General features: G+C 67.4%; 17 protein-coding genes. 4 read left to right on the plus strand and 13 right to left on the minus strand.

The genetic code is table 11. From position 1 onward, the window contains the following. The first annotated feature begins 9 nt into the window (after positions 1-9). From AAG092_RS13920 to hemE, 4 genes are all read left to right on the plus strand, one after another. The gene (locus AAG092_RS13920; RefSeq protein WP_373387131.1) at positions 10-1623 is read left to right on the plus strand and encodes an AAA family ATPase; all 1614 of its coding nucleotides are present in this window, start codon (positions 10-12) and stop codon (positions 1621-1623) included. Between the two features lie 246 nt (positions 1624-1869). Continuing rightward, positions 1870-6318 carry a glutamate synthase large subunit gene (gltB, locus tag AAG092_RS13925; RefSeq protein ID WP_373387132.1) on the plus strand — a complete coding sequence of 1483 codons (4449 nt, stop codon included), beginning with the start codon at positions 1870-1872 and terminating at the stop codon, positions 6316-6318. Between the two features lie 31 nt (positions 6319-6349). Then, positions 6350-7768, plus strand: coding sequence for an FAD-dependent oxidoreductase (locus AAG092_RS13930; RefSeq protein WP_110682993.1), 1419 nt, complete (start codon positions 6350-6352; stop codon positions 7766-7768). Between the two features lie 217 nt (positions 7769-7985). Then, entirely contained in the window at positions 7986-9056 is a 1071-nt protein-coding gene (gene hemE / locus AAG092_RS13935) for a uroporphyrinogen decarboxylase (protein ID WP_110682994.1), read from the plus strand. Positions 9057-9106: 50 nt separating this feature from the next. Here the strand turns inward: hemE and AAG092_RS13940 are convergent, their stop codons facing one another. The 13 genes from AAG092_RS13940 to AAG092_RS14000 all read right to left on the minus strand — a co-directional run bounded on the left by AAG092_RS13940 (position 9107) and on the right by AAG092_RS14000 (position 20587). Continuing rightward, entirely contained in the window at positions 9107-9541 is a 435-nt protein-coding gene (locus AAG092_RS13940; RefSeq protein ID WP_373387133.1) for an Sbal_3080 family lipoprotein, read from the minus strand. 95 nt (positions 9542-9636) lie between these two features. Then, positions 9637-10080, minus strand: a complete 444-nt coding sequence (locus tag AAG092_RS13945) for an excinuclease (RefSeq protein WP_110682996.1) — start codon at positions 10078-10080, stop codon at positions 9637-9639. A 25-nt stretch (positions 10081-10105) separates the two neighbouring features. Next, entirely contained in the window at positions 10106-10501 is a 396-nt protein-coding gene (locus AAG092_RS13950) for a hypothetical protein (RefSeq protein WP_373387134.1), read from the minus strand. Continuing rightward, the gene (locus AAG092_RS13955) at positions 10498-11736 is read right to left on the minus strand and encodes a beta-ketoacyl-ACP synthase (protein ID WP_373387135.1); all 1239 of its coding nucleotides are present in this window, start codon (positions 11734-11736) and stop codon (positions 10498-10500) included. Before AAG092_RS13955 ends, AAG092_RS13950 begins: the two co-directional genes overlap by 4 nt. Beyond that, positions 11736-12464 (minus strand): 3-oxoacyl-ACP reductase FabG, encoded by a 729-nt coding sequence (fabG, locus tag AAG092_RS13960; protein WP_237045993.1) that lies wholly within the window; start codon positions 12462-12464, stop codon positions 11736-11738. Before fabG ends, AAG092_RS13955 begins: the two co-directional genes overlap by 1 nt. Then, positions 12461-12913: a hotdog family protein gene (locus AAG092_RS13965; protein ID WP_373387136.1), complete on the minus strand. Its 453-nt coding sequence runs from the start codon at positions 12911-12913 to the stop codon at positions 12461-12463. Before AAG092_RS13965 ends, fabG begins: the two co-directional genes overlap by 4 nt. Continuing rightward, positions 12910-14112 carry a beta-ketoacyl-[acyl-carrier-protein] synthase family protein gene (locus AAG092_RS13970; RefSeq protein WP_373387137.1) on the minus strand — a complete coding sequence of 401 codons (1203 nt, stop codon included), beginning with the start codon at positions 14110-14112 and terminating at the stop codon, positions 12910-12912. The genes AAG092_RS13965 and AAG092_RS13970 overlap by 4 nt, the downstream gene beginning before the upstream one ends. Then, positions 14112-14606, minus strand: coding sequence for a hypothetical protein (locus AAG092_RS13975; protein ID WP_373389597.1), 495 nt, complete (start codon positions 14604-14606; stop codon positions 14112-14114). Before AAG092_RS13975 ends, AAG092_RS13970 begins: the two co-directional genes overlap by 1 nt. Next, on the minus strand, positions 14603-15316 hold the full coding sequence (locus AAG092_RS13980) for a class I SAM-dependent methyltransferase (protein ID WP_373387138.1): 714 nt from the start codon (positions 15314-15316) through the stop codon (positions 14603-14605). Before AAG092_RS13980 ends, AAG092_RS13975 begins: the two co-directional genes overlap by 4 nt. Before the next feature lie 14 nt (positions 15317-15330). Then, positions 15331-16578, minus strand: a complete 1248-nt coding sequence (locus AAG092_RS13985) for an NAD(P)/FAD-dependent oxidoreductase (protein WP_373387139.1) — start codon at positions 16576-16578, stop codon at positions 15331-15333. Further along, on the minus strand, positions 16565-17710 hold the full coding sequence (locus tag AAG092_RS13990; RefSeq protein ID WP_373387140.1) for a sodium:proton antiporter: 1146 nt from the start codon (positions 17708-17710) through the stop codon (positions 16565-16567). The genes AAG092_RS13985 and AAG092_RS13990 overlap by 14 nt, the downstream gene beginning before the upstream one ends. After that, positions 17707-20034 carry an MMPL family transporter gene (locus AAG092_RS13995; protein WP_373387141.1) on the minus strand — a complete coding sequence of 776 codons (2328 nt, stop codon included), beginning with the start codon at positions 20032-20034 and terminating at the stop codon, positions 17707-17709. Before AAG092_RS13995 ends, AAG092_RS13990 begins: the two co-directional genes overlap by 4 nt. Beyond that, the gene (locus tag AAG092_RS14000; RefSeq protein ID WP_373387142.1) at positions 20024-20587 is read right to left on the minus strand and encodes an outer membrane lipoprotein carrier protein LolA; all 564 of its coding nucleotides are present in this window, start codon (positions 20585-20587) and stop codon (positions 20024-20026) included. Before AAG092_RS14000 ends, AAG092_RS13995 begins: the two co-directional genes overlap by 11 nt. Positions 20588-21051: the final 464 nt, after the last annotated feature.

Consider the following 21051-nt stretch of genomic DNA (forward strand, 5'->3'; position numbering starts at 1 on the left):
GAGAGCTACATGACCAGTTTGCACGCCGACGAGGCCTTCCTCGCGCACTACCAGTTCAGCCACGATCCCTTTGCCGCGCGGGTTCCGGGTTTTCGCTTCTTCCCGGCCCAGCGCAAGCCGGTGCTCGGTCAGCTCCATCACCTGGCGCGCTACAGCCAGTTGCTGCTGGTAGTGACCGGGCCGCATGGTGCCGGCAAGACGCTGCTGCGCCAGGCGCTGGTGGCCAGTACCAACAAGCAGGCCGTGCATTCCGTGGTGGTTTCCGCGCGCGGAGCCGGCGATGTCGCCGGCGTGCTGCGTCAGGTGGCCCAGGGGCTCGGGATGCAGCAGACGGATGTGCGCAGCATCCTGGCCCAGGTCACCCAGTTGGCGCTGACCGGTCAGGAGGTCTATCTGCTGGTCGACGATGCCGAGCAGCTCGCCGATGCCGCGCTGGAGGCGCTGTTCAGCCTGGCGGCAGGCAATGCCGATGGACGCCCGCATGTCTTCCTGTTCGCCGAGAGTGACATCCTGTCGCGGCTGGAGCAGCTGGCCGACGGCGAGGAGCGTTTCCATGCCATCGAGTTGCTGCCATACAGCGAGGATGAGACCCGCGAGTACCTCGCGCAGCGCCTCGACGGTGCCGGTCAGGGCATCGATCTGCTGAGCGATGATCAGGTTGCTGATATCTATCTGAGTTCCGGCGGATGGCCTGGCGCTATCAATCAGGCGGCCCGCGATGTGCTGGTCGAGGCAATGCTGGCGAGCCGTAGCGCCGGCGGTGCGGCTTCGGGTAGTGGCCTGCCGAAGAAGCATCTGTTGGCGGTCGCCGTGGTTGCCGTGGCGCTCGGTGCTGCCTGGCTGATGCAGGGACGTACGGAGAGCACTCCGCCCATGGTGAGCGAAACGCCGATCGCCATGGTGCCACAGGGAGCTGCTCCAGTTCCCGCTAACCCGGAAGCACCGGCTCTCCAGCCTGCGCCGCAGGGAGCCTCGGTCGAGTTCAGTGGCGCCAGCCAGCCGCTTCCGCTGCCGCTGGTGGGGGAGGCGCAGCCGGTGATCCGCGAGCCGTTGGCCCAGGCCTCCGGCATGCAGGAGGGTGAGGAGGCTGCGGTAGAGGTATCACCGGCGGCGCCGGTGGCGGTACCTGACCCCGCCCCTGTGGTGCCTACCATTGCCAGTACTCCGGCGGCGGCCCCGGTTCAGCCGGTTGCTGCGCCGGTTGCACCGGTATCCGTGCCTGCCCCGGTGGCAGCCCCGCCCAAACCGGAGGTCAAGCCGCTGCCAGTGTCCAAGCCGACGCCCGCGCCGGTGGCCAAGCCTGCGCCCGCTGTGGCCAGTGCCGCCCCCGCGCCGGGTGCCGACTGGTACGCTAGCCGGCCGGCCAGCCATTACGCCCTGCAGATTCTCGGTACTCGCTCCGAGAGCAGTGCCAAGGCCTTCGTCGGCAAGAATGGCGGCGAGTATCGCTACTTCAAGAAGGTGCACCAGGGGCAGCCGCTCTATGTGGTGACCTATGGGCAGTTCTCCAGCCGCGCTGCCGCCCAGGCGGCGATCAAGGCGCTGCCGGCCAGCGTGCAGGCCGGCAAGCCCTGGCCGCGCAGCTTCGCCAGCATTCAGCAGGAGGCGGTGCGGGCTCGCTGAGGGCCTGTGAATCGTCTTTCATTTGGTGACCGTAAGGTCCTAGCACGGGCCTTCGGTCGCCGCCTTTCGTGCAAGCGACAGAAGTTTTCATTTGGCCGTCACAAAAATTTGTGAGGGCCAGGGTCGCTATGTAAAATGACCCCCCTTTGCCTGCGCCAAGCTGGGGCGTTCCCCTGCGCGGCTGGCAGCTAGGTCGATGAATTAGAAAGCAATTTGCCTCCATGAGGCAGCCTGGTGAGAGTGTCTATGAAAGCAGGTCTGTACCATCCTGATCAGTTCAAGGATAACTGCGGCTTCGGCTTGATCGCCCACATGCAGGGTGAGGCGAGCCATCACTTGCTGAAGACTGCCATTGAAGCCCTGACCTGCATGACCCACCGCGGCGGTATCAACGCCGACGGCAAGACCGGTGACGGTTGTGGTCTGCTGATCCAGAAGCCCGATCTGTTCCTGCGCGCCATCGCCCGGGAAACCTTCGGCAGCGAACTGCCGCAGCAGTACGCCGTGGGCATGGTGTTCTTCAACCAGGACCCGGCCAAGGCCGAGGCCGCCCGCGCCAACATGAACCGCGAGATCGAGGCCGCCGGCCTGCAACTGGTCGGCTGGCGCAAGGTGCCGATCGACACCAGCGTGCTCGGTCGCCTGGCCCTTGAGCGCCTGCCGATCATCGAGCAGGTCTTCGTCGGCGGCGAAGGCCTGGATGACCAGCAGTTCGCCATCAAGCTGTTCAGCGCCCGTCGGCGCTCCTCGGTGGCCAATGCCGCCGACACCGACCACTACATCTGCAGCTTCTCGCACAAGACCATCATCTACAAAGGTCTGATGATGCCGGCGGACCTGCAACAGTTCTATCCGGACCTCGGCGACGAGCGCCTGCAGACCGCCATCTGCGTGTTCCACCAGCGCTTCTCCACCAACACCCTGCCGAAATGGCCGCTGGCGCAGCCGTTCCGCTTCCTCGCCCATAACGGCGAGATCAACACCATCACCGGCAACCGCAACTGGGCCGTAGCTCGTCGCCTGAAGTTCGCCAACGACTTGATCCCGGACCTGGAAGAGCTCGGTCCGCTGGTCAACCGCGTCGGCTCCGACTCCTCGAGCATGGACAATATGCTGGAACTGATGGTTACCGGTGGCATCGACCTGTTCCGCGGCGTGCGCATGATCATCCCGCCGGCCTGGCAGAACATGGAGACCATGGACGCCGACCTGCGCGCGTTCTACGAGTACAACTCCATGCACATGGAGCCGTGGGACGGCCCCGCCGGCGTGGTGCTGACCGACGGCCGCCATGCCGTCTGCCTGCTCGACCGCAACGGCCTGCGCCCGGCGCGCTGGGTCACCACCAAGAACGGCTACATCACCCTGGCGTCGGAAATCGGCGTGTGGGACTACCAGCCGGAAGACGTGATCGCCAAGGGCCGGGTCGGCCCGGGGCAGATCCTCGCGGTGGACACCGAGACCGGCCAGGTGCTGGACACCGATGCCATCGACAACCGCCTGAAGTCGCGCCACCCCTACAAGCAGTGGCTGCGCCAGGGGGCCGTGCGCATCCAGGCCAGCCTGGAAGACCGCGACCATGGCTCGCCGTTCTATGACAGCGACCAGCTCAAGCAGTACATGAAGATGTTCCAGGTCACCTTCGAGGAGCGTGACCAGGTGCTGCGTCCGCTCGGCGAGCAGGGCCAGGAGGCCGTCGGCTCGATGGGTGACGATACGCCGATGGCGGTGCTGAGCCAGCGCATCCGTTCGCCCTACGACTACTTCCGTCAGCAGTTCGCCCAGGTCACCAACCCGCCGATCGACCCGCTGCGCGAGTCCATCGTGATGTCCCTGGAAGTCTGCCTGGGCGCCGAGCGCAACATCTTCGAGGAGTCCCCGGCCCACGCCAGCCGCGTCATGCTGAGCAGCCCGGTGATCTCCCCGGCCAAGTGGCGCGCGCTGATGAACCTGACCACCCCGGGCTTCGAGCGCCAGGTCATCGACCTCAACTACGACCCGGCCATCGGTCTGGAAACCGCGGTGCGCAACATCGCCGACCAGGCCGAGGAAGCGGTGCGCGCCGGCAAGGTGCTGCTGGTCCTCTCCGACCGCCACATCGCCCCGGGCAAGCTGCCGGCGCATGCCGCGCTGGCCACCGGCGCCGTGCACCACCGCCTGACCGAGAAGGGCCTGCGTTGCGACTGCAACATCCTGGTCGAGACCGCCACCGCCCGTGACCCGCACCACTTCGCCGTGCTGGTGGGCTTCGGTGCTTCCGCGGTGTACCCCTTCCTGGCCTACGAGGTGCTGGGCGACCTGATCCGCACCGGCGAGGTGCTGGGCGATCTCTACGAGGTGTTCAAGTACTACCGCAAGGGCATCTCCAAGGGGCTGCTGAAGATCCTCTCGAAGATGGGCATCTCCACCATCGCCTCCTACCGTGGCGCCCAGCTGTTCGAGGCCGTCGGCCTGTCCGACGAGGTCACCGAGCTGTGCTTCCGTGGCGTCGCCAGCCGCATCCAGGGCGCGCGCTTCGTCGACATCGAGGCCGAGCAGAAGCTGCTGGCCAATGAGGCGTGGAACAACCGCAAGGCCATCCAGCAGGGCGGCCTGCTCAAGTTCGTCTATGGCGGCGAGTACCACGCCTACAACCCGGACGTGGTCAACACCCTGCAGGCCGCCGTGCAGCAGGGCAGCTACGAGAAGTACCAGGAGTACGCGGCGCTGGTGGACAACCGTCCGGTGTCGATGATCCGCGACCTGCTCAAGCTCAAGCTGGCCGAGCAGCCGCTGCCGCTGGACGAGGTGGAGCCGCTGCACGAGGTGCTCAAGCGCTTCGACTCCGCCGGCATCTCCCTCGGCGCCCTGTCGCCGGAAGCCCACGAGGCCATCGCCGAGGCGATGAACCGCCTGGGAGCGCGCTCCAACTCCGGCGAGGGCGGCGAAGACCCGGCCCGCTACGGCACCGTGCGCAGCTCGAAGATCAAGCAGGTGGCCACCGGTCGCTTCGGCGTCACCCCGGAATACCTGGTCAACGCCGAAGTGCTGCAGATCAAGGTGGCCCAGGGCGCCAAGCCCGGCGAGGGCGGCCAGCTGCCGGGCGGCAAGGTCAACGGCCTGATCGCCCGCCTGCGCTATGCCGTGCCCGGCGTGACCCTGATCTCGCCGCCGCCGCACCACGACATCTACTCGATCGAGGACCTGGCGCAGCTGATCTATGACCTCAAGCAGGTCAACCCGGCCGCGCTGGTGTCGGTCAAGCTGGTGGCCGAGCCCGGCGTCGGCACCATCGCCGCCGGCGTGGCCAAGGCCTATGCCGACCTGATCACCATCTCCGGCTACGACGGTGGCACCGGCGCCTCGCCGATCACCTCGATCAAGTACGCCGGCAGCCCCTGGGAACTGGGCCTCGCCGAGGCGCACCAGACCCTGCGCGGCAACGACCTGCGCGGCAAGGTGCGGGTGCAGACCGACGGCGGTCTGAAGACCGGCCTCGATGTGATCAAGGCCGCCATCCTCGGCGCCGAGAGCTTCGGCTTCGGCACCGGTCCGATGGTTGCCCTGGGCTGCAAGTACCTGCGCATCTGCCACCTGAACAACTGCGCCACCGGCGTGGCGACGCAGAACGACAAGCTGCGCAAGGACCACTTCATCGGCACCGTCGAGATGGTGATGAACTACTTCACCTACGTCGCCGAGGACACCCGCGAGTGGCTGGCCAAGCTGGGCGTGCGCAGCCTGGGCGAGCTGATCGGGCGTACCGACCTGCTCGAGGTGCTGCCGGGCGAGACCGCCAAGCAGGGCAACCTGGACCTGACCCCGCTGCTCGGCAGCGAGCACATCCCGGCCGACAAGCCGCAGTTCTGCGAAGTCGAGAAGAACCCGCCGTTCGACCAGGGCCTGCTGGCCGAGAAGATGGTCGAACTGGCCCAGGCCGCCATCGCCGGCAAGACCGGCGGCGAGTTCGCCCTGGACATCTGCAACTGCGACCGCTCCATCGGTGCGCGGGTGTCCGGCGAGATCGCCAAGCTGCACGGCAACCAGGGCATGAAGGACGCGCCGATCACCTTCCGCTTCAAGGGCACCGCGGGCCAGAGCTTCGGCGTGTGGAACGCCGGCGGCCTGCACCTGCGCCTGGAAGGCGATGCCAACGACTACGTCGGCAAGGGCATGACCGGCGGCAAGCTGGTCATAGTTCCGCCGGCCGGCAGCCCGTTCAAGACTCAGGAGTCGGCCATCATCGGCAACACCTGCCTGTACGGTGCCACCGGTGGCCGCCTGTTCGCCGCCGGTACCGCCGGCGAGCGCTTCGCCGTGCGCAACTCCGGCGCCCACGCCGTGGTGGAAGGCACCGGCGACCACTGCTGCGAGTACATGACCGGCGGCTTCGTCTGCGTACTGGGCAAGACCGGGGTGAACTTCGGCTCGGGCATGACCGGCGGCTTCGCCTACGTGCTCGACCTGGATAACAGCTTCGTCGACCGCGTCAACCATGAACTGGTGGAAATCCAGCGCATCAGCAACGAGGCCATGGAGGCCTACCGTAGCCATCTGCGCGGCGTGCTCGCCGAGTACGTGGCCGAGACTGCCAGCCCCTGGGGTACGCATCTGCTGGAGAACCTGGAGGATTACCTGCGCAAGTTCTGGCTGGTCAAGCCGAAGGCCGCCAGCCTCGGCTCGCTGCTCTCCAGCACCCGTGCCAATCCGCAATAACGCGCCTGAAGTGGTTTGATGAGGTTTTGAAATGACTGAACGTCTGAACAACGACTTCCAGTTCATCGAGGTCGGGCGCAAGGATCCGAAGAAGAAGCTCCTGCGCCAGCGCAAGAAGGAGTTCGTGGAAATCTACGAATCCTTCAAACCGGCCCAGGCCGCCGACCAGGCACACCGTTGCCTGGGCTGCGGCAACCCCTATTGCGAGTGGAAGTGCCCGGTGCACAACTTCATTCCGAACTGGCTCAAGCTGGTCTCGGAAGGCAATATCCTGGCCGCCGCCGAACTGAGCCACCAGACCAACACCCTGCCGGAAGTCTGCGGCCGCGTGTGCCCGCAGGATCGTCTGTGCGAGGGTGCCTGTACCCTCAACGACGGCTTCGGCGCGGTGACCATCGGTTCGGTGGAGAAGTACATCACCGACACCGCCTTCGCCATGGGCTGGCGCCCGGACATGTCCAAGGTCAAGCCGACCGGCAAGCGCGTTGCGGTGATCGGTGCCGGCCCGGCCGGCCTGGGCTGCGCCGACGTGCTGGTGCGCAACGGCGTGACCCCGGTGGTGTTCGACAAGAACCCGGAAATCGGCGGCCTGCTGACCTTCGGCATCCCCGAGTTCAAGCTGGAAAAGACCGTGATGAGCCGTCGCCGCGAAGTCTTCACCGGCATGGGCATTGAGTTCCGCCTGAACACCGAGATCGGCAAGGACGTGACCATGCAGCAGCTGCTGGATGAGTACGACGCCGTGTTCATGGGCATGGGCACCTACACCTACATGAAGGGTGGTTTCCCGGGCGAAGACCTGCCGGGCGTGACCGATGCGCTGGACTTCCTGATCGCCAACGTCAACCGCAACCTCGGCTTCGAGAAGTCCCCCGAGGACTTCATCGACATGAAGGGCAAGCGCGTGGTCGTGCTCGGCGGCGGCGACACCGCGATGGACTGCAACCGCACCTCCATCCGCCAGGGCGCCAAGGCCGTGACCTGCGCCTACCGCCGTGACGAAGAGAACATGCCGGGCTCGCGCAAGGAAGTGAAGAACGCCAAGGAAGAGGGCGTGAAGTTCCTCTTCAACCGCCAGCCCATCGCCATCGTCGGCGAGGACAGGGTGGAAGGCGTCAAGGTGGTCGAGACCCGTCTCGGCGAGCCGGACGCCCGTGGCCGTCGCAGCCCCGAGCCGATCCCAGGCTCCGAGGAGATCATCCCGGCCGAGGCCGTGCTGATCGCCTTCGGCTTCCGCCCGAGCCCGGCCGCCTGGTTCAGCGACTTCAAGATCGACACCGACAGCCAGGGCCGTGTGGTGGCGCCGGAGAAGGGCCAGTTCAAGCACCAGACCAGCAACCCGAAGATCTTCGCCGGTGGCGACATGGTCCGCGGTTCCGACCTGGTGGTGACGGCGATCTTCGAGGGCAGAAACGCCGCCGAAGGTATCCTGGACTACCTGCAGGTCTGACGATCCGCGTCGCGGCATATCGTCGCGATAGACAAAAGGCACGGCCCTCGCCGTGCCTTTTGTTTTGGGGTCTGCGAAAATGCCCGCACTTTTTCTGCGCCAAGGCGCGCGGGCCCCTGCGATCCGGGAGCCCGCCCGGAGGAAGGGGGCCGCCGCCGAGCGGCCATCGCATACTCCCGCCGCAACGCTCCCTGCCGATTTTCCAGGAACCCTGCCGATGTCCGCCCTGAAGAACGACCGTTTCCTGCGCGCCCTGCTCAAGCAACCCGTCGACGTCACGCCCGTGTGGATGATGCGCCAGGCCGGTCGTTACCTGCCGGAGTACCGCGCCACCAGAGCCCGCGCCGGTGATTTCGTCAGCCTGATGAAGAACCCGGAGCTGGCCTGCGAGGTCACCCTGCAGCCGCTGGATCGCTACCCGCAGATCGACGCCGCGATCCTCTTCTCCGACATCCTCACCATCCCCGATGCCATGGGCCAGGGCCTGTATTTCGAGACCGGCGAGGGCCCGCGCTTCAAGAGGGTGGTGTCGAGCATGGCGGATATCGAGGCCCTGCCGATTCCCGACGCCGAGCAGGACCTGGGCTACGTGATGGACGCCGTGCGCACCATCCGCCGCGAGCTGAATGGCCGCGTGCCGCTGATCGGCTTCACCGGCAGCCCCTGGACCCTGGCCACCTACATGGTCGAGGGCGGCTCCAGCCGCGACTTCCGCAAGTCCAAGGCGATGCTCTACGACAACCCGCAGGCCATGCACGCGCTGCTCGACAAGCTGGCCCGCTCGATCACCGTCTACCTCAACGGCCAGATCCGCGCCGGCGCCCAGGCGGTGCAGATCTTCGATTCCTGGGGCGGCGCGCTGTCCTCGGCGGCCTACCAGGAGTTCTCCCTGCGCTACATGCAGCAGATCATCGACGGCCTGATCCGCGAACACGACGGTCGCCGCGTGCCGGTGATCCTGTTCACCAAGGGCGGCGGCCTGTGGCTGGAATCCATGGCCGAGACCGGCGCCGAGGCCCTGGGCCTGGACTGGACCTGCGACATCGGCAGTGCGCGCCAGCGTGTGGGCGATAAAGTCGCCCTGCAGGGCAACATGGATCCGGCCGTGCTACATGCCAAGCCGGCGGCCATCCGCGCCGAGGTGGCGCGCATCCTCGCCGCCTATGGCTCGGGTTCGGGGCACGTTTTCAACCTCGGCCACGGCATCACCCCGGAGGTGCCGCCGGAGCACGCCAAGGCCTTCTTCGAGGCGGTGCACGAGCTGTCTGCACAATACCATCAGCAATAACGACAAGGGCCGCAGCTGCGGCCCTTATTCTTTCTATGGGGCGTCGCGCCTCATCTGGGCGCGTTGCCGGCCAGCAACCGGTCGATCACCGGTGTCATCTTGGTCTCGGTGCTCTGCCACTTCTTCACCGCCAGCAGGCCTCGTCCGCGGAAGCGGTAGTAGGCGCTGGCCAGCTGGCGCCCTTCCTCATCGCGGATGCGCAGTTCGGCCAGGGACAGGTAGGTGACCACCGACCAGGAGCGCCGCGCCGTGTAGCTCAGTACCTGCGGGCAGCCGCGGGCGGGGATCTGCTTGTACAGGCGGGTGTCGATGCCGTGGCGGGCGAAGCCGCGCTGCAGGGTGCCGAGGAAGTCGTCCACCTGTACCTCGGGGTTCTCCTCGATGCACAGCGAGGCGAGCGGCGTCTTCAGCGGCTCGACGCGGATGGTGGTGCAGGCGCTGGACAGCGCGATCAGCGGCAACAGCAGGCACAGGCGCAGCAACATGCGGTGATCCTCGCAAGGGCCGCACTTTAGAACTGCGGATGCGCCCGGAAGGGAGAAGCCGGCCACGCTGCCGCGGCCGGCAGGGGGATTGCCTGTTACTTGACGTTGGCCAGGTCGGCCTTCAGGGCGACGCCGGCCATGATGGCGCCGGCGTGGCACTCGTACTTCTGCGCGTCGGAATAGACCACGTTCTTGTAGTTGCTGACGATGTTGACCACGGCATTGGCGCCGGCGGCCTTGGCGGCGTTCTGCATGCGGATCAGCGCCGATTGCAGGGCCCAGGAGCAGGCGCCTTCGTCGCTCTTGTTGAAGGCGTTGGTCTTCTGGCTGGTGGTCACGCCCGACTTGACCACGCTGACGTTGCCGGCCGGCTTGTTGCCCGCCAGGTAGAACTTCACGCTGCCGTCCAGGCGGCCGGCGTTCAGCGCTTCCTGCAGGGCCTGCTCGAACGGCAGGAAGTGAGTGGTGTCGCGTGCCTGGCTGATGCCCGGGATGAGCGCGAAGAGCAGGGCGGCCAGGGTCCAGTTTTTCAGTTGCATGGTCGTCTCCTTGACGATGGTTGACTCACAGGGTTTTCGGGAGCTTCAGCTGGTGCAGAATCTCGGCGCGCAGGCTGTTGACCCAGCGATTGTAGTTGCGATGGATCTCGCCGTCCTCGTACTCCAGCCCCTGGCTGTTGCGATAACGGATGGCGAAGTCGAACGGTGTATATTCGACGACGATCGCAGCGTGATGGCGCTTGCGCACGCTGATCGCGGCGTTAATCCGGCCCGTGTCGACGCGGCCGACCCGCCAGTGGCGGGCCTCCAGCGCGGCGACTATCGCCTGTTGCATCTCGACCTGACTGAATTCGCGGTCTGGCGGCAGTGCCACCTGCGGCTGCAGCAGCGGTTTGGAGGTACAGGCCGCCAGGCCGAACAGGGCCAGGGCGATTAGCAGTGTCTTGATAAGGCGGGTCATGCGCGGTTTCCGTTCCAGCGCTTGAAGATCAGCGAAGTGTTCACCCCGCCGAAGGCGAAATTGTTGTTCATCACGTACTGATGGCTCATCTGGCGGAACTCGCCGCGCAGGTAGTCCAGCTCGCCGCACTCCGGATCGACGTTATCCAGGTTGAGGGTGTAGACGTAGCTGTCGGCGTTCATCATCTCGATGCTGAACCAGGACTCCAGCGCACCGCAGGCCCCTAGGGTGTGGCCGAGGAAGCTCTTCTGCGAGCTGATTGGCATGCGCGGGCCGAACAGGCTGCTGGTGGCCAGGCTCTCGGCCACGTCGCCCTGGGCGGTGGCGGTGCCGTGGCCGTTGACGTAGCCGATGGCCGCGGGTTCCAGGCCTGCATCTTCCAGGGCTAGCTCCATGGCGCCGCGCATGGTCGCCTGCTCCGGCTTGGTGGCGTGGATGCCGTCGGAATTGCAGCCGAAGCCGACGATTTCGGCGTGGATGGTGGCGCCACGCGCCAGCGCATGTTCCAGCTCCTCCAGCACCAGGATGCCGGCGCCCTCGCCAATCACCAGGCCGTCGCGGCCGCTGTCGTAGGGGCGCGGCGACAGGTGCGGGGTGTCGTTCTTCAGGCTGGTGGCGTAGAGCGCGTCGAACACCATGGCCTCGGTCGGGCACAGCTCCTCGGCGCCGCCGGCCAGCATCATCTTCAGGCGACCGTACTTGATCGCCTCGTAGGCGTAGCCGATGCCCTGGCTGCCGCTGGTGCAGGCGCTGGAGGTGGGGATCAGGCGGCCCTTGAGGCCGAAGAAGATGCTGATATTGGCCGCCGTGGTGTGCGGCATCATGCGGATATAGGAGTTGGCGTTGAGGCCGTCGGCCACCGAATTGAGCAGCATGTTGCCGAACGCCTTGATCTCGTCGGTGCTGCCGGTGGACGAGCCGCAGGCCACGCCCATACGGCCGTCCTGGATGCGCTCGTCGCCGAGCAGGCCGGCATGTTCCAGGGCGCGTTCGGCGGCGTACACCGCCAGCTTGGACACCCGGCCCATGCTGCGGGTCTGCTTGCGCGTCCAGTGCTTGGGCTGAACGAAGTCGTCCACCGGGCCGCCCAGGCGGGTGTTCAGCTCGCTGAAACGGTCCCACTCATCCATGCGGCGGATGCCGCTCTTGCCGGCCTTGAAGTTGGCCGAGATGGTCGGCCAGTCGCTGCCCAGCGAGGTGATACCGGCCATGCCGGTGACGACAACACGTTTCATCAGCACAGACCACCGTTCACCGCGAGGACCTGACGGGTAATGTACGCCGCCTCCTCGGACATCAGGAAATTCACCGCGCCGGCCACTTCTTCCGGGGTGCCCATGCGCGCGGCCGGCACCATCTTGAGGATCTCCTCCACCGGTACCTGCTCGTCGAGGATCTCGGTGTCGATCAGCCCCGGTGCCACGCAGTTGACCGTGATCTTGCGCTTGCCCAGCTCGATGGCCAGGGCCTTGGCGGCGCCGATCACGCCGGCCTTGGAGGCGCTGTAGTTGACCTGGCCGCGGTTGCCGATCAGCCCGGACACCGAGGTGATGCAGACGATGCGCCCGGCCTGGCGGCGGCGGATCATCGGCATGGTCAGCGGGTGCAGCACGTTGTAGAAGCCGTCCAGGTTGGTGCGCAGCACCTGATCCCAGTCGTCGTCGGTCAGCGCCGGGAAGGCGCCGTCGCGGGTCAGCCCGGCGTTGCACACCACGCCATAGTAGGCGCCGTGCTGCTCGACATCGGCCTCCAGCGCTGCGCGGCAGGCGGCGCGGTCGGAGACGTCGAACTGCAGGATGCGCGCCTGCCGGCCCAGCTCGGCGATCTGTGCCTGCACGGCCTCGGCCTCGTCGCGGCGCGAGCGGCAGTGCAGCACGATGTCGTAACCGGAGCGGGCCAGGCGCAGGGCGATGGCCCTGCCGATGCCGCGGCTGGAGCCGGTGACCAGGATGGTTTCAGTCATTGCGTTTGCTCTTGTAGATACCTCGCCACCTCGGGCGGGCGGAATACGTTGAGGCGTGCTTCGGCATGGATGTCCGGGCCATCCAGGTGGCACTCGAATACGCCCATGCCGTTGTCGTCCTGCAGCGAGCGCAGGGCCCTGATGCGCAGTTCGGCGCCGGCCGGGAAGCGCTCGACATTGCACTCGAACTTGCGCGTGCCGAGGAGGAAGCCCAGCTCCACCGTCAGGCCGGCCTGACGCGCCTGGCAGCCGGCGTAGGCGGCCACGCTCTGCGCCATCAGCTCGATGCCGACCCAGGCCGGCAGGCTGCCGTCCTCTTGGCTGAACAGGCCGCCGGGGCGTACCACCAGGCGCGTCTCGATCTCTTCGGCGCCGAAGCTGACGACTTCGTCGATCAGGATCATATCGGCGGCATGCGGGATCAGTTCGGCGATCGGCCACTGGCTCATGGCGCATCACCCAAGATCAGCGCGACGTTGTTGCCGCCGAAGGCGAAGGAGTTGCTCATCAGCCGGCGGCCCGCCGTTCTCTGCAGGCGATCACCGGCGCCGACCAGGCGCAGCGGCGCCAGGGCCGGGTCGGCCTGGCCGTCCCAGCGATGCGGCGGCAGCAGGCCATCGTGGTTGTACTCGCTCAGGGCGAGCCAGCAGAAGGCCGCCTCCAGCGCGCCGGCGGCGCCCAGGGTGTGGCCGGTCAGCGGCTTGGTCGAGGAGCAGGGCAGCGTGGCCGGGAACAGCCCGTGCACGGCATGGCTTTCCATGGCGTCGTTGTGCGTGGTGGCGGTGCCGTGCAGGTTGAGGTAGTCGATGTCGCTGGCCGCCAGGCCGGCGCTGGCCAGGGCCTTCTCCATCGCCGCGCGGGCACCGAGGCCTTGCGGGTGCGGCGCGGAAATGTGGTGCGCGTCGGAACTGGCGCCGCCGCCGAGGAAGGCGATCGGGCTGCTCTCGCGGGTCATCAGGAACAGCGCCGCACCTTCGCCGATATTGATGCCGTGGCGGTTCACCGAGAACGGATTGCACGGCTCGGCGGACACCGCTTCGAGGGCCGAGAAGCCGTTCAGGGTCAGGCGGCACAGGCTGTCCACGCCGCCGCAGATCACCGCGTCGCACAGGCCCTGTTGCAGCAGGCGATGGGCGCTGAGCAGGGCGCGGGCGCTGGAGGTGCAGGCGGTGGACTGGCAGTACACCGGGCCGGCCAGGCCCAGCCAGTCGGCGAGGAAGGTGGCCGGCGCGGCCATCTCCTGCTGGGCGTAGTCGTAGTCGGCGGGCAGCTCGCCCTCCTTGAGGAAGCGCGCAATGCCGTCGCTGGCCTCGCGGATGCCCGAGGTGCTGGTGCCCAGCACCAGGCCGACGCGGGTGGCGCCGTGGCGGGCGATGGCGGCGCGCAGCTCGGGTTCGATCTGCAAGGCGGCGGCCAGCAGCAGCTGGTTGTTGCGGCTGTGGGCGGCTTCGAAACCGGCCGGCATGCTTGGCAAGGTGGTGTGCACGGCGCCGACGGTGAGGCGGCGGTCGCTGACCCAACCTTCCTCGGCGCGCATGCCGGAGGCATCGCCAGCCAGCAGCGCGTCGGCCACTGCCTGCTTGCCTTCGCCCAGGGCGCACAGCAGGCCGAGGGCATTCAAATAACTCGGCTGTGTAGAGCGGGGCATCAGTTGCCTTCTTCTTGATTCAGCGCGCGCACCCGGTAGCTGAGCTGCGGTGCGGCGAGGGTGAAGTCCAGTGCGGAACGGTAGCGGATTCGCCAGTCCGGGTTAAGCCGGCGCTGACCATCGGCGTCGCGCTGCCAGCTGTCCTCGGGGTAGGCCGCCAGTGCGTCATCGGCGGCCAGGGCGAACAACAGGGCGGCGAACAGTTCACGGGCCTCGGCGTTGGGTGGCAGCAGGCCGTCGTTGCGCCACTCGCCGTGCTCCAGCAGCTGGCGCGCCAGCGGCACACCGAGCGGATCGAACAACGACCAGCGCAGGGCCTGGCCTTCGGCCTGGATCACCAGCAGCCAGTCGCGCTGCTCACCACGCTGCGTACGTTCGATCTGCAGGCTGATGGGCAGCCCGGCAGTCAATTCAGGGCTGCTCGCCGGTACGGGCGTGTGCCCGGCGCAGGCGCCGAGCAGCAGGGTCAGGGAAAGCAGCAGGACACGGCTCAGCACGGCTTGCGCGCCACCACATTGACCAGGGTTTCATCGCGCTGGCCGAACGGCTTGGCCTTCATGATGCCCCAGCGTTCGAGCAGGCCGAAGTCTCTGGAGCGGCTCCACCACAGGTAGGGGTAGGAGACGTTGCGCTCCTCGAACTGGAAGCCCTGCGTGCGCAGCATGCCCAGGTATTCCTCGGCGCTCTTCTGCACCTGCATCGGGTGGCGGAACAGCCAGCGGATCACCCAGGTGTCGATGTAGAACTTGGTCGATTCGGCGAACAGCAGCAGGCCGCCCGGTTTCAGTACGCGCCAGAACTCGGCCAGGGCGCGTTCCTGCTCGACCAGATGGTGGAAGGTCTGGTGGCAGAACAGGATGTCGACGGACGTGTCCGGCAACTGGATGCTGGCGCAGTCGCTGGCGATCAGTTGCACGTCCAGGCCCAACTGCTCGGCCTCGGCGCGTGAGCAGTCGAGGCTGTGCGGGTCGGCATCCAGGCCGATCAGCCGCGCCGGGGCAAAGGCTTCCTGCAACAGGCGAAACGAGCGGCCCTGGCCGCAACCGGCGTCGAGCAGCACCGGCGCCTGCGGCAGCGGTGCATCGATCAGGCGCTTGAGGTCGTTGATCGCCACGCGCAGCACATGGTGCTGCCAGACGTGGCTCTGCAGGAACCAGAAGCCGAAGCGGGTTTCCTCGACGTAGGTGGTGGCGGCGCGTTCCATTGCGGTGGCGGTCCTTAGTTGGGCGAGCAGAGTTCGGCAAGCACGCCGAGGCGGCGCTTGGGCTCGGCGACATAGGGATTCTTCTCGTCCCAGGCGTAGCCGGCGAGGATCGAGCAGATCATGCGGCGGATCTCCGGCTGGGCCTTCTCGTAGAAGATCACGTCCTGGAAGCTGCCATCGTACCAACCCTGCACATACACGCGGAACGTATCCACGCCGCGCTTGAGCGGGACGGCGAATTCGCTCTCCCAGTCCACCGTCTCGCCGCTGAGCTGGCGATGCAGCAGGGCGGCGGCCATGCTCGCCGAGCGCATGGCGATGGTCACGCCGGAGCTGAACACCGGGTCGAGGAACTCGGCGGCGTTGCCCAGCAGAGCGAAGCCCGGGCCGTGCAGGCTCTTGACGTTGGCCGAGTAGCCACCGATGGCGCGCGCCGGGGTGTCCCATACGGCGTTCTGCAGCACCCGGCTCAGCGACGGCGTCTCGGCGACAAACTGCTTGAGGCAGGCGTCGAGGTCCTTCGGGTAGCCCTCATAGTGCTCGGCGGCAGACACCACGCCCAGCGAACAGCGGCCGTTGCTGAATGGAATGGTCCAGAACCACACGTCCCTGAGCTTCGGGTGGGTGGTGATGAGGATCTTCTCGCGGTCGAAGCCGCTGGCCGGGTCGATGCGGTCCTCGATATGGGTGAACACCGCCTGGCGAATGGGGAAGGACGACGGCGTGTCGAGGTCGAGCAGGCGCGGCAGCACGCGGCCGTAGCCGCTGCCGTCGAGGACGAAGGCGCACTCGACGCTGTATTCGTGGCCGTCGGCCAGGCGGCGTACCGACAGGCGCGGGCAGTCGCCGGCGAAGTCGGCGGCAAAGATTTCTTCCTCGTAGCGGATCTCCACGCCCTGCAGCTCGGCCTGGTCGGCCAGCAGCTTGTCGAAGTCGGCGCGGATCACCTGGTAGGTCGAGCCCTTGCCCTCGGTGAACTTGTCGCGGAAGTCGAACTCGGTGTAGCGCTCGCCCCAGGCGAAGGCCGCGCCATGTTTGGTCTGGAAGCCGGCAGCCTGCACCGCTTCGAGCATGCCGGCCTCCTCGACGAAGTCCAGGCAGTGCGACAGCAGGCTCTCGCCGATGGAGAAGCGCGGGAAGCGCTGGCGCTCCAGCACCAGCACATCGTGGCCCTGGCGCTTGAGGATGGCGGCGGCGATGGCGCCGGAAGGGCCGGCACCGATGACGACGATCTGACGTTGTTCGACTTCAGGAGACTTCATAGCGGCTTCGTGCCTCGTTATGGACATGTCTGCCGAGCAGTGCCGGCAGCAGGGTGGAAAACAGGCTCATCAGCAGCAGGCCGAAATAGATCAGCGAGTCGATCAGCTGCAGCTGCAGGAGCAGGTTGAGGAAGACGATTTCGGTGAGGCCGCGGATGTTCAGCAGCAGGCTCTCGCGCCACTTTACCCGCGCCGCGGCGCTCGGGGCGGCCCAGTGCAGACCGAGCCAGCTGCCGAGCACCTTGCTCAGCACCGGCAGCGCCAGGAGGATAGCGATGACCGTCCAGGAGGTGTCTTGACCTATGCCATGGAAATCCACCCGTAGCACGCCGAAGGTCAGGATCAGCGGCACCGCCAGGCCGTTGATCAGCAGCTTCCACTGGCGCAGCGGCAGTGGCAGGACGAAGGGCTGCCGGAGCCAGGCCAGGCACAGCATGTAGGCGATGCCGAACACCAGGGCGTTGAGGCCCAGCTGCTGGAACAGCAGCATCAGGGCAAAAAACGGCAGGCTGTACAGCAGCGGCTGGCGCAGCTTGAGCAGGCGCAGCGCCAGTGGCAGCGCGGCGGCCAGCAGCGGCCACAGCAGGGCGGCGGGATTGCTGCTGCCCTGGGCCAGGCCGAACAGGCTCCAGCACAGGAAGTCCATCAGGATCGCCGCGTGCAGCAGGCGCTTGGTCGCTTCCAGCGGGTAGCCGATGTTCTGCAGGAACAGGTAGAGCACCGGGATGGCGGTGATCGAGAACAGCAGGCCGATGCCCACCGCGCTCAGCCAGCCGTGTTCGCCGGGCAGCAACCAGAGCGCGCAGGCCAGGCCGGCCAGCATCGGCACCAGGAAGCTGGGCAGGGCGATCTTCACGCAGGCTGGGCTGAGGTCGAGATCGATCACGTCGCTGAGGATGTAGCCCAGCAGCAGGGCGAAACACAGGCCGTAGGCCAGGTTCAGCCAGGTCGGTGCCAGCAGGTCGGCAGCGCTCAGCTGCCAGTGCGGCTCGACCCACACCAGCAGCAGGGCGGGAATGGCGATGGCGGCGACCAGCAGCTGACCGACTATGGGAATCAGCCGGCGCCCGCCGATCCAGGCCACCAGGGCGTAGATGGCCAGGGCCAGCAGCCAGAAGCCGAGCACGTTCATGCGCTCACCTCCTGGCGCGGCCGCGTGGCGGCCCAGGGCGAGAGCAGGAAGCAGAACAGCAGGCCGAGGCTGATGGCCAGGCCGAAGTTGGCGATGGCCGGGGTCTGGCTGAGCAGCAGCAGGCCGAACGACAGCCACGCGGTGAGCGCCGAGAGCAGGGTACCGAGCAGGCTCACCGCGGGGCCGCCGATGTTCTCGCGCATCAGGATGGCGTAGTCGACGCCGATGGCGGTGATCAGCAGCAGGCCGAACAGGCTGAACAGGGTCAGCGGCTGGCCCAGCCAGCCGAGACAGGCCAGCGCCGCCAGGGCCGAGAGCAGCGGCAGGCAGATCACCCGCAGCGCGCCGCCGAGGCCGAAGGGCAGGCACAGCAGCAACAGGATGGCGGCGCTGGAAATCAGCTTGAGCTCGGCGGCGCTGAGCTGGGTGGCGGCGAACAGACCGTTCAGCTCGCCGAGGCGATCGACCAGCTGCACGCCCTCCAGTCCGGCGGCGGCCTGTTGCAGTAGAGCGGTGTCGTTGAGCCCTTGCAGGCTGACGATGCCGGCGACTTGGTTGTCATGGCGGCCCAGCCACAGCGGACGCCAAGCCTCGCCCAGCGGGTCGGCCAGGGCTTGTTCCAGGCTGGGTTGCGGCGTGTGCAGCAACTCATTCAGTTCGGCGCGCAGCGCCGCTTCTGGCAGACCGAGGTCGAGCAGCGGTTGCCAGTGTTGCGGCAGCTTGGCCAGCGCGGCGCGCAGCGGCGCCAGTTCGCTCTCCGGCGCTACCAGCTGGCTGAGGGCGCGATAGCCGCGCAGCTGGCCGGCGGCGATGGCAGCGTCCAGGCGTTCACTGAGTTCGGCCTGGCGCTGCAGCAGCTGCTGTTCGTCGGCGCCGCGGACCAGGAAGAACTGGCTGGTGGGCTGCTGGCCGGTGAGTTCGGCGATGCGTTTGGCCTCGGCCATCAGCTGCGGTTCCTGGCCCAGCCACTGGCGCAGGTCGTTCTGCGGCGTCAGCTGCCACAGGCCGCCGGCGCAGAAGGCCAGCAGGGCGAGCAGCCACGGCCAGCTGCCGGTGCGTGCCAGCAGGCGTGCACGTCGCTCGACCAGGCTTTCGGCGGCATGGCGTAGGCTGGCCGGTGGTGCCAGGCGCAGGTTGTTCAGCCAGGCCGGTAGCAGGCACACCGAACACAGGTAGGCGCCGATCAGCCCGGCGGCGGAGAACAGGGCGATCTGGGTCAGCGCCGGGAAGGGCGTGAAAGCCAGCGCCACATAGCCAGCGAGGTTGGTGCCCAGGCTCAGGCTCAGGCCCGGCAGGGTCTGGCGCAGGGCCGCCCAGCTCGACCACTGGCCATCGCCCCAGCTCTTGCTCAGGTAGTGCTGCGGGTAGTCGGCGGCAACGCCGACCAGGCTGGCACCGAGCACCAGGGTTAGCGCGTTGATCTGGCCGAATACCAGTACGCAGGCGGTGCAGCCGGCCAGCAGCGCCACACCCATCGGCAGCAGGCTGACCAGGATGCGCGGACGGCGGAAGGCCAGCAGCAACAGCAGCAGGGTGCCGAGGGTGGCGCCGCCGCCAATCAGGGCGATCTCGCGGGTGGCCTTGGCCTGCCCGGCCGCGGCGTGCAGCGCACCGCCGGCCGCCAGCAGTTGGCCGCCTTCGGCAGTCACGTGCTGGCGCAGTTCGGCCACAGCGGCGGCGATCTGCGGCGGCGCCTGCATGTCGAAGGCATCGCCACGAGTGCGCAGGCGCAGCAGGGCCCAGGTGGTGGACCCGTCCTGCAGCAGCAGGGCGCCGCTGCCGAGGTCGGCCTGGACGCGGCTGCCGGGGTTGAGCGTCTGCTGGGCGCGCAGGCCGAGACCGAGCCAGTCCTGCTCGGTGGGCAGCAGGCCGAAGCCGGCGAAGGTGTCGAACAGCTGCTGGGCGCGCTGCTGGATAAAGGCATCCGGCTGCTCGATCAGCAACTGGCGGTCGGCCGGCGCCAGCAGGGCCAGGCGGCTGTTGAGTAACTGCACGCGCAGCGGTGCGAGATCGGCCTGCAGGCTCCACTGCACCTTGTCGAAGCGGCCGCTGGCCTGCCACTGCTCGCCAGACTGGCGCACCAGCTCGATGGCGCGTTCGCGCTGCGGATGACCGATGAGGATCAGCAGTTCGCGCGACAGCGGCTCCTGCATGCGCTGCTCGGCTTGCTGCACCAGCGCGTCGCCGGCGCCCTTGGGCAGCAGGGCGAGCATGCTGGCCTGCACCGGCGGGCCGTCGCGCCACTGCCAGGCGGCCAGCGCCAGCAGGGCCAGGAGCAGGGCGCCGAACAGGCGCGGCAGGGTTTTCTGCAGGCTAGGGGGCAAGGTCGGCGCGCTCCTGCGCGGTCAGGGCAGCGCCGGCCTGGCTCTGCGGTAACTTGAGGACGGTGCGGTCGCCCTGGGTTTCGATCAGTTCGATGCGCTCGACCAGCGCGCCGCCGTCGATGCGGATGGCGCTGAATATCTGCTTGAGCAGCACTGAGTGTGGCGTGAGCTGGAGCTGCCAGGCGTTCTGCTCGCCTGTCAGCTGCAGGTCGAAGTCGCGCTCCAAGCCGCTGCGGTCGCCTTTGAGCACGGCGAGGAACAGGCGGCTCTGCTGGGCGGCGACGTCCTGGCCCGGCTGCTGTTGCCAGCCCTCGGGCGTGCGGCGGGCGATGCCGCTGTCGGCGATGCGGTAGTCCTGCTTGAGCGGCTTCTGCAGGAGCCAGAGCAGGCCGTGGTCGCGGGACAGGGTGAACTGGCCCTGGCTGGTCAGCGGGGTGGGAAGGGCGCGCAGGTGCTTCTCCTGCACGAAGGGGCCGCGGACTACGGTGGGTTTGGCCAGCTGGGCGCTGAGGTCGGACAGGTCGAAGGCGTGGGCTGCTGGGGCTGCTAGCAAAAACAGAGCTGCGAGTGCCTGGCTGATTACCGAAGTGATCTTGGCTTTTGGTTGCGCCCCCCGGGCGCGTTACTTTTTCTTGCTTGCCCAAGAAAAAGTAACCAAAAAGAAGGGCCCCCCGGCATGCGGGTCTCGCTGTGCTCGACTTCCCTCGCTCCGGCACTGCTCCGGGGGCCGTCACGAAGGGACATCCCTGTCCCTTCGTGCCTCGCTCGGCGTCCTGCCTCGCGTCCCCCTGCACAGTGCCTACGCTCGGCCTCCTGACGGGGAATCGGCGCGCATGCAGCCGCTGTGAGAGGAGAAAGCCAGCTGTTGTCTGGTAGGGCTGCAACGGCGTTTGGGCCGGGATACGGGGTCCCCTCAGAAGGCCGAGTGGAGTTGTTCCGTAGGGGGATGAGCCGCATGGATGCGGCGAAAGGCGTAAAGGGCCATGGATGGCCCTTGTACGCCGGCCCCCGGAGGAG

It is taken from the genome of Pseudomonas alcaligenes, assembly GCF_041729615.1.
GTDB lineage: Bacteria > Pseudomonadota > Gammaproteobacteria > Pseudomonadales > Pseudomonadaceae > Aquipseudomonas > Aquipseudomonas alcaligenes_B.

What these genes read in the sequence shown, in the direction of transcription:
- AAG092_RS13920 (WP_373387131.1), top strand. Translation starts at nt 10, where the DNA reads ATGACCAGTTTGCACGCCGACGAGGCCTTCCTCGCGCACTACCAGTTC.
- gltB (WP_373387132.1), top strand. Translation starts at nt 1,870, where the DNA reads ATGAAAGCAGGTCTGTACCATCCTGATCAGTTCAAGGATAACTGCGGC.
- AAG092_RS13930 (WP_110682993.1), top strand. Translation starts at nt 6,350, where the DNA reads ATGACTGAACGTCTGAACAACGACTTCCAGTTCATCGAGGTCGGGCGC.
- hemE (WP_110682994.1), top strand. Translation starts at nt 7,986, where the DNA reads ATGTCCGCCCTGAAGAACGACCGTTTCCTGCGCGCCCTGCTCAAGCAA.
- AAG092_RS13940 (WP_373387133.1), bottom strand. Translation starts at nt 9,541, where the DNA reads ATGTTGCTGCGCCTGTGCCTGCTGTTGCCGCTGATCGCGCTGTCCAGC.
- AAG092_RS13945 (WP_110682996.1), bottom strand. Translation starts at nt 10,080, where the DNA reads ATGCAACTGAAAAACTGGACCCTGGCCGCCCTGCTCTTCGCGCTCATC.
- AAG092_RS13950 (WP_373387134.1), bottom strand. Translation starts at nt 10,501, where the DNA reads ATGACCCGCCTTATCAAGACACTGCTAATCGCCCTGGCCCTGTTCGGC.
- AAG092_RS13955 (WP_373387135.1), bottom strand. Translation starts at nt 11,736, where the DNA reads ATGAAACGTGTTGTCGTCACCGGCATGGCCGGTATCACCTCGCTGGGC.
- fabG (WP_237045993.1), bottom strand. Translation starts at nt 12,464, where the DNA reads ATGACTGAAACCATCCTGGTCACCGGCTCCAGCCGCGGCATCGGCAGG.
- AAG092_RS13965 (WP_373387136.1), bottom strand. Translation starts at nt 12,913, where the DNA reads ATGAGCCAGTGGCCGATCGCCGAACTGATCCCGCATGCCGCCGATATG.
- AAG092_RS13970 (WP_373387137.1), bottom strand. Translation starts at nt 14,112, where the DNA reads ATGCCCCGCTCTACACAGCCGAGTTATTTGAATGCCCTCGGCCTGCTG.
- AAG092_RS13980 (WP_373387138.1), bottom strand. Translation starts at nt 15,316, where the DNA reads ATGGAACGCGCCGCCACCACCTACGTCGAGGAAACCCGCTTCGGCTTC.
- AAG092_RS13985 (WP_373387139.1), bottom strand. Translation starts at nt 16,578, where the DNA reads ATGAAGTCTCCTGAAGTCGAACAACGTCAGATCGTCGTCATCGGTGCC.
- AAG092_RS13990 (WP_373387140.1), bottom strand. Translation starts at nt 17,710, where the DNA reads ATGAACGTGCTCGGCTTCTGGCTGCTGGCCCTGGCCATCTACGCCCTG.